The organism is Tepidimonas sp., assembly GCF_036824975.1.
Lineage (GTDB): Bacteria > Pseudomonadota > Gammaproteobacteria > Burkholderiales > Burkholderiaceae_C > Tepidimonas.
This window is the reverse complement of the sequence record NZ_DAISZC010000012.1, coordinates 24,862-36,071: the sequence shown is the minus strand read 5'-3', so window position 1 is coordinate 36,071 and position 11,210 is coordinate 24,862. Positions and strand designations below refer to the sequence as shown.

Genomic DNA, 11,210 nt, shown 5'->3' with positions numbered 1-11,210 from the left:
CCAGTGGGCTGTTCACAGATCCAGGCATGCATCGGTGCTCTCCTGCGTTTGGGGGGATCGTGAGGGCACATCCGGCGCCAGCGACGCGTCGTGTGCCGGGGGAACGTCGCGCGATGATGCCGGCGGTGCCGACGGCACGCCGTCGCGCAGGTTACTGCGGCCACCGACTACGGCTAGCCGGGGCCCGCGCCTCTACAATCAGCGCATGCGCATTTTGCTCAGCAACGACGACGGATATCAGGCCCCGGGCCTGGTGGCGCTGGCGCGCGCGCTGGCCGAGTTTGCCGAAGTGGAGGTGGTGGCGCCCGAGCACAACAACAGCGCCAAGTCCAACGCGCTGACGCTGAATGCGCCGCTGTACGTGCACCGGGCTGGTCCGGGTGTGCGCTACGTCAATGGCACACCGGCGGATTGCGTGCACATCGCGCTCACCGGGCTGCTGGACTACCGGCCCGATCTGGTTGTCTCCGGCATCAACAACGGCGCCAACATGGGGGACGACACCATCTACTCGGGCACCGTGGGGGCGGCCATGGAGGGCTACCTGTTCGGCATCCCCGGCATCGCATTTTCGCTGACCGAAAAGGGCTGGGCGCACCTAGAGACGGCGGTGGCGCTGGCGGCCGAGCTGGTGCGCACGTTGCGGTCCGCGGTCGAGGCGCACCGACGCGCCAGCGCCGATGCGCCGCACGACGCGGCCCACCCCGGGCCGTGGCTGCTCAACGTCAACATTCCGAACCTGCCGCGCGAGCAGGTGCGCGGCTTCAAGGTAGCGCGCCTAGGTCGGCGCCACGCGGCCGAGCCGGTCATCACGCAGGTCAACCCGCGAGGCGAGACGATGTACTGGATTGGCGCGGCTGGCCCAGCGAAGGACGACGCCGAGGGCACGGACTTCCACGCCACGCGGCTGGGCTACGCGTCGATCACGCCGCTGCAGATCGACCTGACCGATCATGCCCGGCTGGGCTACTGGGCGCAGACGGCAGCGGCGCTGTCGGCGGCGCTGGCCGTGCCGGCGGCGGCAGACGGCACGGCGCCCACCGCATCGGAGGCCGCGCGCCCGTGGTGAAGCGGCATGCCGGCGTGCCATCGGGGGGGCAGCCGCCGACACCGCGCTTTCCCGTGCCGCTGCATCACGTCGCCCCCACGGCGCTGGGGGGAGGCGTACCCGCGCGTACGCGGGCGGCCCGGTCGACGCCCGCAGCGGCGGTCGGCGTCGGCCTCGATTCCAGCGCTGTGCGACAGGCCATGGTGCGACGCTTGCAGGCCATGGGCGTGACGCATCCGGCGGTGTTGCAGGCGTTCGGGCGGGTTGAGCGCCACCGCTTCGTCGACAGCGCGCTGGCGGCCCAGGCCTATGAGGACACCAGCCTGCCCATTGGATGGGGACAGACGATCTCCAAACCCAGCGTCGTGGCGCGTATGCTGGAGTTGCTGGTGGAAGGCCAGGTGCTGCCGCTGGGGCGGGTGCTGGAAATCGGCACGGGCTGCGGCTATCAAGCCGCGCTGCTATCGAGCCTGTGCCGCGAGGTCTACAGCATCGAGCGCGTGCGGGCGTTGCACGACAAGGCGCGGGAACACCTGCGGCCGCTACGTATCCCCAACGTTCACCTGATTTTGGGAGACGGGATGCCCGGGTTCGCGCGCGGCGCGCCCTACGCCGGCATCATCGCCGCCGCTGGGGGCGATGACGTACCCCAGGCGTGGGTGCAGCAGCTGGCGGTGGGCGGCCGCCTGGTGGCTCCGGCCCAGTTGCAGCCGGGGCGGCAGTCGCTGGTGGTGGTGGACCGCACGGCAGCGGGCTGGCAGCGGCGAGTACTCGAGGACGTGTGCTTCGTCCCTCTAAAATCCGGGCTTGCATGATAGAGGACACGGTGCCAATGACGACAGGCCGAAGCAATGGTCGCGCCGCCGCCCGCGCGCGGATGGCCGGGGTGTGGACGCTGGGGCTCGCGCTGCTGGTGGGCGGGTGCGCGGCACCTAAAAAGCCCGCGCGCCAGGCACCGGTGCAGGATCGCTCGCCCGTTGCAGCGCCTGCGGGCAGCGCAGCCCCCGCCGTTGTGGCGCCCCCCGGCAGCGAAAACGCCGGCAAGCCGGGGTACTACACCGTGCGCCCCGGGGATACGCTGTACCGCATCGGCCTGGAGCACGGGCAGAGCTGGCGCGACCTGGCAGCGTGGAATGGGCTGACGAATCCCAATCTGATTGAGGTGGGTCAGGTGCTGCGGGTGGTGCCCCCCACGGCGGAGCCCGCAGCGGCGCCAGTGGGGGCGGTGTCGGCTGCCGCTTCGGCCCCCGGCCCCGCGGCGGCTACTGACGACGGCGTGGTTTCGACCCAGCCCGTCACCAGTGGTAGCGCTCAGCCGCGGCCGCTAGATGCGCCCGCCACCGCGCCGCGCCCGGCAGGCGCCGCTGTCAGCAATGGTCAGCCTGCGCGCGCCGCAGCATCGGCGCCGTCTGCTCCGGCGCCGGCGGCGGCACCGCTGCCGCCCGACGCGGTGGCGCTGATCTGGCCCGCACGTGGGCCGTTGCTGTACCCGTTCGATGAGACCCGCAACAAGGGCATCGGCATCGGCGGGCGCGCCGGCGACCCGGTGCTGGCTGCCGCCGATGGTCGCGTGGTCTATGCCGGTTCGGACCTGCGCGGCTATGGCAACCTGATTATTCTCAAGCACAACAACACCTACCTGACCGCCTACGCGCACAACCAGACTCTGCTGGTGCGCGAGGACCAGACCGTGCGGCAGGGCCAGAAAATCGCCGAGATGGGCAGCAGCGACGCCGACCGCGTCAAGCTGCATTTCGAGGTCCGGCGCCAGGGCAAGCCGGTCGACCCGCTGACATTGCTGCCGCGCCGCTGATGGACGAGAGTCTCAATGACGGCGCTGCCGTGCCCGGCGCCCCGATGCCCGTGGCGACCCGCCCCGCCGGAGTGCCGCCCGAGGCGCTGGTCGTGCAGGCGCTGGACATGGAGGCGCACGGCGTGGCGCGGCGACCCGACGGCAAGGTGGTGTTCATCGACGGCGCACTGCCCGGCGAGTGGGTGCTGGCGCACGTGACGCGGCGCAAGGCGCAGTGGGAGGCGGCCGAAGTCGCCGACGTGCTGCTGCCGTCGGCGCTGCGTGTGTTGCCGCGCTGTCCCCATTTTGGTCTGCGGCCAGGGGCGTGCGGAGGCTGCAAGATGCAGCACCTGCAGCTCGAGGCCCAGGTGGCGGTCAAGCAGCGCGCGCTGGAAGACAACCTGTGGCGGCTGGGCAAAGTGCGGCCCGAGCGCATCCTGCGTCCGATCGTCGGACCGGCGTGGGGCTATCGCTGGCGTGCCCGGCTGGCGGTGCGCCATGTGCCGAAGAAGGGCACGGTGCTGATCGGCTTTCATGAGCGCAAGAGCCGCTACATCGCCGACATGACCGAATGCGCGGTGCTGCCGCCAGCGGTAAGTGCCCTGCTGAGGCCGTTGCGCGCACTCATCGGATCGTTGCAGGCGCGCGACACCTGCCCGCAGATCGAGCTGGCCTGTGGCGAGGGGGTGACGGCGCTGGTGCTGCGGCACCTGGCCCCGCTGAGCGACACCGATGTCGACCGCCTGCGCGCCTTCGCCCGCGAGCACGCCGCCGTGGGTCTGCAATGGTGGCTGCAGCCGCAAGGCCCCGACAGCGTGCACCGGCTGGATGCCGATGACGGCACCCCTGAGCTGGCCTACAGTCTGCCGGAGTTCGGGGTGCGGCTGCCGTTCCGGCCCACCGACTTCACCCAGGTCAATCCCTACATCAACCGGGTGCTGGTGCAGCGAGCGCTGCAGTGGCTACAGGCGCAGCGCCACGAACGCGTCATCGACTGGTTCTGCGGGCTGGGCAACTTCACCCTGCCCATCGCCACCCAAGCGGGGGTGGTGCTGGGTGTCGAGGGCAGTGAAGCGCTGGTGCAGCGGGCGCGTGCCAACTGGCGCGCGAACCGCGACCGTGGCGCGCCGCTGGCGCCAACCGCCTTCGAGGTGCGCAATCTGTTCGAGATGACACCGCAGCAGCTGGTGTGCGACGATGTGGCCGATCGGTGGCTGGTCGATCCGCCGCGCGAGGGCGCGTTCGCCCTGGTCAAGGCGCTGGCCGAGCTGCATCAGATGCAGCGGGGTGGGGCAGCGCCAGCGCTGACGCCACAGGGGCAGCCATGGCGTCCCCCGCAACGCATCGTCTACGTCAGCTGCAATCCAGCGACGCTGGCGCGTGACGCCGGGCTGCTGGTGCATCAAGCCGGCTACCGCTGCGTGGCTGCGGGCGTGGTCAACATGTTTCCGCACACGGCGCACGTCGAGAGCCTGGCGGTGTTCGACCGCGCTTGGGCGGCCTGACTGTTGGGTGACCACCTTCGCGCCAGCGGCGGCGCGGCATAGACGCCGCGCTTAGCGCGCGTTCGACGGCGCCGTGACGGGGCCCAGCGGGGGCACGATGCTGCCACTGGGGGGCGTGCTCGGGGGCGCACCAGGGGGTACCCCCGCGGGCACAGCCCCTGCCGGACGGGCCACGGTGGCGCCGGCCGCAGAGGGGGCAGGGGCGCCGGCGGGGGCTGCGGAGGTTGTGCCTGCCGGGGCGGCAGCGGGCGCGCCGACGGCTGCCGGGGCAGGCGTGGTGGTCTCCACCACTTCCTCGCGCGGCTCCCCGGGCTCAGGGGCGCGACGGCTGGCCGGCACTGGCGCGATGTCGTTTTCGCGCATGTACTCATCCATCTCGCGCCAACCGGCAAAGATGGCGGCCTTGGAGGCCTTCGGATGGGCGGCGTAGCAGTCCTCCAAGCTACGCTGGGTGTGGCGGCAGCCTGCACCGATGGCTTTGCCGTCGGCCTCGCGCCGCGCGGCCTGCTTGGCCGGTGTGTCGATGCCCAACTGGTCGCACCCGGTCAGCAGCGTCATTGTCGCCAGCAATACCGTCGCACCACACGCGCGTGCGGTCGTGGGCGTGGGACGGATCGCGGCGAATCTCATACAGACATTGTGCGCGAGTCGGCGCGGCTTGACCATCCGCCTGAACCATAGAAAAGCGGGCCACGACTCGGGTTATGGCCCGCTTTCAGGTACGAAGCGGGCACGCTCATTCACCGGCGGCGTGCCGCGCCCGTGTCGCCGTCCGCCGTTGTTACTCGCGTTCGCCGCCAAACAGGCCCAGCAGCGCCAGCAGGCTCTGGAATACGTTGAACAGGCTTAGGTATAACGTCAGCGTGGCGCTGATGTAGTTGGTCTCGCCGCCGTCGATGATGCGCTTGAGGTCGACGAGCAGGAAGGCGCTGAAGATGCCGATCGCCATCACCGACAGCGCCGCCATGAACGCCGTGCTGCCGACAAACACGTTGATGAGGCCGCCGATCAGCAGCACGATGGCTCCGAAAAACAGCCACTTGGCCAGCCCGTCCAGGTCACGCTTGACGACGGCAGCCAGGTTGGCCATCACGAAAAACACCGCCGCAGTGCCGCCGAAGGCGGTCATGACGAGCTGGGCACCATTGGCAAAACCCAGCACGACGGCCAGCAGCCGCGACAGCATCAGCCCCATGAAGAAGGTGAATGCCAGCAGCACCGCCACGCCAGTGGCCGAGTGCTTGGTGCGCTCGATGGCGAACATAAAGCCAAAGGCGCCGCCCAGAAATACCAGTAGACCCACGCCGCCGGACAGCGCCGCGGTGATGCCGGTGCTCACCCCAATCCAGGCGCCCAGCACCGTGGGCACCAGACTCAGTGCCAGCAGCCAGTAGGTATTGCGCAGCACGCGTTGCCGCTCCGTGCTGGCAACGGTAGCCGGCACGCGCGCAGAGGTGGTCATCAGGCTCATCGTTGTTCACTCCTGTGCAAAGCCAATCAAGCAAGAGTAAAGCTTGCCACCACTCAGACTGTTTTGCCGCGCAGAAGTTTCGGGACGTGGGCAGGACTGCAGCGCGACCCACAGCGTCACACGGGCTCGGCGCTTAGGGTTTCTCGGTAATGAAACCGATACCCCGAACACCAGCCTGTTGCGCTGCTGCCAGCGCCTGCGCGACGCGCTCGTAGCGTACGGCCCGGTCACCGTACAGGTGCAAAGGAGGCTGCGGATCCTGCGCGGCCAGCTCCTGCAACCGCGTGGACAGCTCATCGTCGGTGAGTGAGGTATCGTTCCACCGATAACTGCCGTCGGACTCCACGGTCAGGCGAACCGCTCCAGGGGGAGGCGCTTGCCGTTGAGCGTTAGCCTGAGGCAATTCGACGGTCACCGCGTGCTTCATGACCGGAATGGTGATCATAAACACGATCAGCAATACCAGCATCACGTCAATCAGCGGGATCATGTTGATCTCGCTGAGCAACTCACTATTGTCGTCGTCAGAGATTGAAAAAGCCATGGTCTGCGCTCCCGTGGGGCAGGCTCAGCGGGCATCGGTGCGCAGCGCGCGCACCTTGGTGTCGTCTGCCGTGGCAGCGCCGACACGCGCTCCCGTGACAAAGTACGCATGCAGCTCGTGCGCGAAGCGGTTGAGGCGGTGCACCAGCGCCTTGTGCCCGCGCACCAACGCGTTGTAGCCCAATACCGCCGGAATTGCCACCGCCAGCCCGAGTGCGGTCATGATTAGCGCCTCGCCAATGGGGCCGGCTACCTGGTCGAGCCCCGCCGAGCCACTGATCCCGATGCCGATCAGCGCATGGTAGATGCCCCAGACGGTGCCGAACAGCCCGACGAACGGCGCCGTTGAGCCGACCGAGGCCAGAATCCACAAACCCGACTGCAGTCGCGCGACGCAATCGTCGATGGCGTGCCGCAGCGCGCGCGTGACCCAGTCACTGACGTCGAAGCCGTCGTGCAACTGCGGGGTGCGCTCGCCGTCGAGGCCGCGAATGTGCGCGGCGGCTTCGCGGCCCTGGGTTGCCAGCAGATAGAACGGATTGTCGGCTTGATCGCCCAGGCGGGCCAGGCCATCGGCGAAGTCGCGGCTGTGCCAGAACGCCTCGACGTGACGCGCCTGCGCGCGATAGCGGCGCAGATCCAGCGTCTTGAGCACGATGACGACCCAGGAGGCGACCGACATCAGCAGCAGCAGCACCGCGATGGTGCGGATGACGACGTCACCCTGTGCCCACAAGTGCGCCAAACCAAATGTATTGGGGGTGATAGAGCTTTCCACAGTCTCACTCCAGAACAAATTGAATGGGGATAAGAAACCACATGGCTTCCGGAACACCGTTGCGGGTGCCGGGCACATAGCGCCAGCGCAGGACGGTCTGCAGCGCCGCTTGATCGAGCCGTTCATAACCGCTGGAGGTGCGGATTTCGGCTGCTGAGGCGGTGCCATCGGGTTCGATGCGCACCCGCAGCACCACCTTGCCCTGCTCGCCCAGCCGACGGCTGAGCGGCGGATAGGGTGGTGGCGGGTTGCTGAGGTAGGCCGCGCTGGCCGAAGGCAGCTCGATGCGCGGCGGCGCTGGTGCTGCCGGCACTGGTGGAGCCGGGGCCACGGGGGCGGGCGCTGCGGCCACGGGTGCTGGAACCGTATTGGCTGGCGTGGCAACGACCTCGGGTTCCGGCGTGGTTGGGGTGACCGGGGTTTCGGTTGCCGTGGACGTTGTCTGCGCCACGGCCGGCATCGGCGGTGATGACCGCTGAACGGGAGCGGTGCGTGTGGGTTGGCGCGAGGGGCGAACCTCGGGTGAGGGTGGCAGTGGGGTCGTGGGTTGGGGGACGAATACCACGCTAACCACCGTGGGGCGAGGGGGGACGGTGGCGTTGGGTGCGAGCACGTCATGCAATGCCCACGCCGCGGCGCCGTGCGCAGCCACAACGGTCGCGACAACGAGCGTGGTACGCAGCCGCGAGCGCACGAAGGTGGGCTGCTGCGGCGCGTGACCATCAACGGCGAGCTTGGCGTCGTGGGCCAGGAAAGTGGTGCGCATCATGGCCGGAACACCCAACGAGCCGCCAGCAAGACCAACCCCAGACTCAGCAACAGGGCGAGACTTGGGATCATAGATCGAGGTCCTTCAAATCAGAAACACAGCCAGAAACACGAGCAGACACGGGTAACAGGAGGTTGGACAGCAGCTCCCCCGTGGTCGCGGCACCACACAAGGCCATGGCACCGCGTAGTTCATCCAGCCAGTGCCGCCACAGCGCGGCAACCGCCTGCACACCCCCTTGGGACAGCGCACCGATCAACGGCCGACCGACCAGCACGGCGTTGGCCCCCAGCGCCAGGGCCTTGAGCGCGTCTAGGCCACGTCGTAGGCCACCGTCTACCAGAACTGGCACCCGGCCACCGACGGCCTGCACGATGGCGGGCAGCACGGTGGCGGTGGCAGGCAGGCCATCGAGCACGCGCCCCCCGTGATTGGAGACGACGACGCCCTGCGCAATGGTGGCGGCCTGAGCCGCATCGGCCGGGTGGGTGATGCCCTTGAGCAGTACTGGCAGCGGACTGCGTTCGCACAGCCAGGCGACATCGTCCCAGCACAGCGCCCGCGCGAGCAGGGTCTCGAGCGCGCCGCGACCCGGCGCAGCGGGCAGATTGGGTTGTGGCCAATCGGCAGGCAGGGCGAACCCGTGGGTGCGCTCCCGGTCGCTGGGCCACTGCAGCGGGGCGTCCACCGTCAGCACGATCGCCTCAAATCCGGCGCATCGAGCCCGCTCGGCCAGCCGCAACCAGTCGTCACGCTCACCGTAGGGGTAGAGCTGAAACCACAGGGGGCCGCGCGCGGCCTCGGGCAGCACGGCGCGCGCCACCTGCTCCAGCGGCGTGGTCGCCTGGGTGGACAACACCATCCCCGCGCCCTGAGCCGCGCTGGCCAGCGCCAGACCCAGCTCGGCGTCTGGGTGCGCCAGCGCCAGATGCGCCATCGGCGCGGCCAGCCATGGCGTCGGCCAGCGCCGTCCTAGCAGCGTCACACTGGTGTCGACACTGCGCGGCGTCGCCAGCACGCGCGGGCGCAGACCGATCGAGCGCCAGGCCGCGACGTTGGCGTTCAGCGTGACCTCATCGCCAGCGCCGCCCGCGAAATACGCGCGTGTGGCTGCGGGCAGGTGCTCTGGCAGACGCAAGCCCGAAGCGGTGCCGGATGCGCTCATGGCGTGGCCCATTGGCGCAACAGATTGTGGTAGACACCCGTCAGCGCCGTGGTCTCGGGCGTCTCCCCCAGCTGCTGGCGTAGTTTCAGCAGATTCATGTCCAGCTCGAACAGCAGCCGACGCTGCTCATCGTGCCGAACCATGCTTTCGATCCACAGAAAGCTGGCCAGCCGTGCGCCGCGCGTGACGGGTGACACCGCATGCAGACTGGTGCCGGGGTAGAGCACCGCATCGCCCGCCGGCAGCTTGACGCGTTGCACGCCAAATGTGTCGTGAATAATGAGCTCACCCCCGTCGTATTCGTCGGGATCGGTCAGGAACACCGTGCACGACACGTCGGTGCGCACCCACTGCCCGTCGCTGTGCGAGTGCAGCACTGCGCCGTCGATATGGGCGCCATAGGTGGGCGCCTCGGGCCGGTAGCGGTTGAACAGCGGGTTGTAGATGCGGCGCGGCAGCGCAGCCGAGAAAAACAGCGCATCGCGCCGCAACGCACCCAACACGATGTCGCGTAACGTGGCGGCCTGCGCGCTGTCCTGCGCCAGCTGCTCGTTGCGCTTGACAAGCGCGGCCTGCGCGCCCGCGCTGGCGCGCCCGTCGATCCAGGGGGCATCGGGCGCCTGCAGCGTGGCGCGGATGCGCCGCAGCTCATCCGGCGTCAGCAACCCCTTCAGGTGCACCAGCATCGCTTACGGCCTTTCACCCGTCAGAACACGGTTTTGACGCTGAGGTACGCATGCCGTGGCGCGCCGGGCGTGTAGAAACCGCGGTACAGCGCGTCGGCGTAGCGTTTGTCGGTGAGGTTGGTGACCGTGAACTTGACCGTGGTGCGCTCATCCACGGTGTATTCCACCATGCCATCCCAAACGGTAAACGACGGCGCGGTGAGGGTGCGCTGGCCTTCCGGATTTTGCTTGCCCCGGTGGGTGAAGCCAAGCCCGAGACGCCATTGCGGTGCCACGCGGTAGGTCGTCCAGAAACTGGCGCTGTGCTTGGGCGTCAGGCCCGGGCGGTCGCCTTGCACCTGTGCCCCCGTACCCGTGGCCGACAGGGCAACGTTGCTGCGGTCGATTTTGGCGCTCGGAATCCAGGTATGGTTGTAGAACACCTCCCATTTCGGGGTGATGCGGCCGGCTGCGTTGATCTCCACACCGCTGGCATGCCGCTTGCCCGACAGCAGCATTTGCTGCGCCGCGCTGTCGGGATCGGTGTTGCGTTCGTTGTATTTTTCGCTGCGAAACAGCGCCACACCCACCAAGGCGCGTTTGTCAAACAGCTCCCACTTGCCGCCGACTTCGATGTTGCGGCTTTTCTCCGGCGGTGTGTTGGCCAGCTTGGCGTTGTTGGAGCGCGCGGCGAAGTTGCCCAACTCGAACTGGTAGGTGTCTCCCGAGGTGTTGTACGACTGACCGTAGGACACGTAGTACGACGAGATGTCATCCGGCTGCCAGATAGCGCCCACGCGCGGGCTCCAGAGGTTGTCGCTCCTGGAGCCGCGGTTGCCTGAGGTGTCGCGGTAGTCGGCTTCGAAACGGTCAAAGCGCAAGCCACCCACCAGCTTGACGGTGGGCGTGATTTGCGCGACGTCCTGCACATAGACGCCGACACTCTTGCTGTCAAAGCTGTTATACGTCCAAGTGCGGTTGTCGCCAAGGCTGGCACCGTCGTTGGGGCGTCCTACCGTCGTGGTGGCGAGCGCCGATGGTACAGAGCCGGGGTTGTTTTGGTTGCGACGCGCGTCCTCCACAGTGATATCCAGGCCCGCCATCAGCTCGTGCTTGAGGCGGCCGAGCTCGAAACGGTTGTTGTAGTCGGACTGTAATTGGGTGATATCGCTGATGCCACGTCGCCCTTTTTTCGAGTTGCGGGTCAACACCGTACGATCGGTGGGGGGATTGGTGAGGCTGACGGCTTGCCCACCGGGTTGGGCGCTGGCCGCGGCAAACCTGACCACGGTAGCCCACAGGTCACGCTCATAGCGGCCGTGGCGCAGCGTGGTCTTGAGCGATTCGTTTGGGCTGAAACGATGGATGTGCGACAGCGTCAGCACGTTTTGTTCCGTGTCGGAGTAGTCACTGGCAAACCCATAGAAGTTTTTCGCCGGCAGAGTGGGTACGATGGTTTGCGGCTGACCACTGC

At 68.1% G+C, this 11,210-nt stretch carries 12 protein-coding genes; 4 read left to right on the top strand and 8 right to left on the bottom strand.

Annotated features, from left to right (window positions below):
* Nucleotides 1-205: 205 nt before the first annotated feature.
* Genes surE through rlmD form a run of 4 tightly spaced genes read left to right on the top strand, consistent with a single transcriptional unit; the run spans nucleotide 206 to nucleotide 4,345 of the window.
* Nucleotides 206-1,069 carry a 5'/3'-nucleotidase SurE gene (gene surE / locus V7Z54_RS02775; RefSeq protein WP_334134192.1) on the top strand — a complete coding sequence of 288 codons (864 nt, stop codon included), beginning with the start codon at nucleotides 206-208 and terminating at the stop codon, nucleotides 1,067-1,069.
* Nucleotides 1,063-1,863, top strand: coding sequence for a protein-L-isoaspartate(D-aspartate) O-methyltransferase (locus tag V7Z54_RS02770; RefSeq protein WP_443082413.1), 801 nt, complete (start codon nucleotides 1,063-1,065; stop codon nucleotides 1,861-1,863). The genes surE and V7Z54_RS02770 overlap by 7 nt, the downstream gene beginning before the upstream one ends.
* Before the next feature lie 17 nt (nucleotides 1,864-1,880).
* Nucleotides 1,881-2,861 carry a peptidoglycan DD-metalloendopeptidase family protein gene (locus V7Z54_RS02765; protein ID WP_334134190.1) on the top strand — a complete coding sequence of 327 codons (981 nt, stop codon included), beginning with the start codon at nucleotides 1,881-1,883 and terminating at the stop codon, nucleotides 2,859-2,861.
* Nucleotides 2,861-4,345, top strand: coding sequence for a 23S rRNA (uracil(1939)-C(5))-methyltransferase RlmD (rlmD, locus tag V7Z54_RS02760; RefSeq protein ID WP_443082412.1), 1,485 nt, complete (start codon nucleotides 2,861-2,863; stop codon nucleotides 4,343-4,345). Before V7Z54_RS02765 ends, rlmD begins: the two co-directional genes overlap by 1 nt.
* 51 nt (nucleotides 4,346-4,396) lie before the next feature.
* Here the strand turns inward: rlmD and V7Z54_RS02755 are convergent, their stop codons facing one another.
* From V7Z54_RS02755 to V7Z54_RS02720, 8 genes are all read right to left on the bottom strand, one after another.
* Nucleotides 4,397-4,975: a hypothetical protein gene (locus V7Z54_RS02755; RefSeq protein ID WP_334134188.1), complete on the bottom strand. Its 579-nt coding sequence runs from the start codon at nucleotides 4,973-4,975 to the stop codon at nucleotides 4,397-4,399.
* A gap of 151 nt (nucleotides 4,976-5,126) precedes the next feature.
* Complete coding sequence (locus tag V7Z54_RS02750; RefSeq protein WP_334134186.1) at nucleotides 5,127-5,816, bottom strand: Bax inhibitor-1 family protein; 690 nt, start codon at nucleotides 5,814-5,816, stop codon at nucleotides 5,127-5,129.
* Nucleotides 5,817-5,949: 133 nt separating this feature from the next.
* Complete coding sequence (locus V7Z54_RS02745; protein ID WP_334134185.1) at nucleotides 5,950-6,360, bottom strand: ExbD/TolR family protein; 411 nt, start codon at nucleotides 6,358-6,360, stop codon at nucleotides 5,950-5,952.
* 24 nt (nucleotides 6,361-6,384) lie between these two features.
* Nucleotides 6,385-7,137, bottom strand: a complete 753-nt coding sequence (locus tag V7Z54_RS02740; protein ID WP_334134183.1) for a MotA/TolQ/ExbB proton channel family protein — start codon at nucleotides 7,135-7,137, stop codon at nucleotides 6,385-6,387.
* A gap of 4 nt (nucleotides 7,138-7,141) precedes the next feature.
* Nucleotides 7,142-7,489: an energy transducer TonB gene (locus V7Z54_RS02735; protein WP_334134182.1), complete on the bottom strand. Its 348-nt coding sequence runs from the start codon at nucleotides 7,487-7,489 to the stop codon at nucleotides 7,142-7,144.
* A gap of 484 nt (nucleotides 7,490-7,973) precedes the next feature.
* Nucleotides 7,974-9,071, bottom strand: a complete 1,098-nt coding sequence (locus V7Z54_RS02730) for an alpha-hydroxy acid oxidase (protein WP_334134180.1) — start codon at nucleotides 9,069-9,071, stop codon at nucleotides 7,974-7,976.
* A complete protein-coding gene (locus V7Z54_RS02725; protein WP_334134178.1) occupies nucleotides 9,068-9,757 on the bottom strand; it encodes a Fe2+-dependent dioxygenase in 690 nt (229 codons plus the stop codon). Before V7Z54_RS02725 ends, V7Z54_RS02730 begins: the two co-directional genes overlap by 4 nt.
* A 20-nt stretch (nucleotides 9,758-9,777) precedes the next feature.
* A partial coding sequence (locus V7Z54_RS02720) for a TonB-dependent receptor (protein WP_334134176.1) occupies nucleotides 9,778-11,210 on the bottom strand: 1,433 nt, incomplete at its 5' end.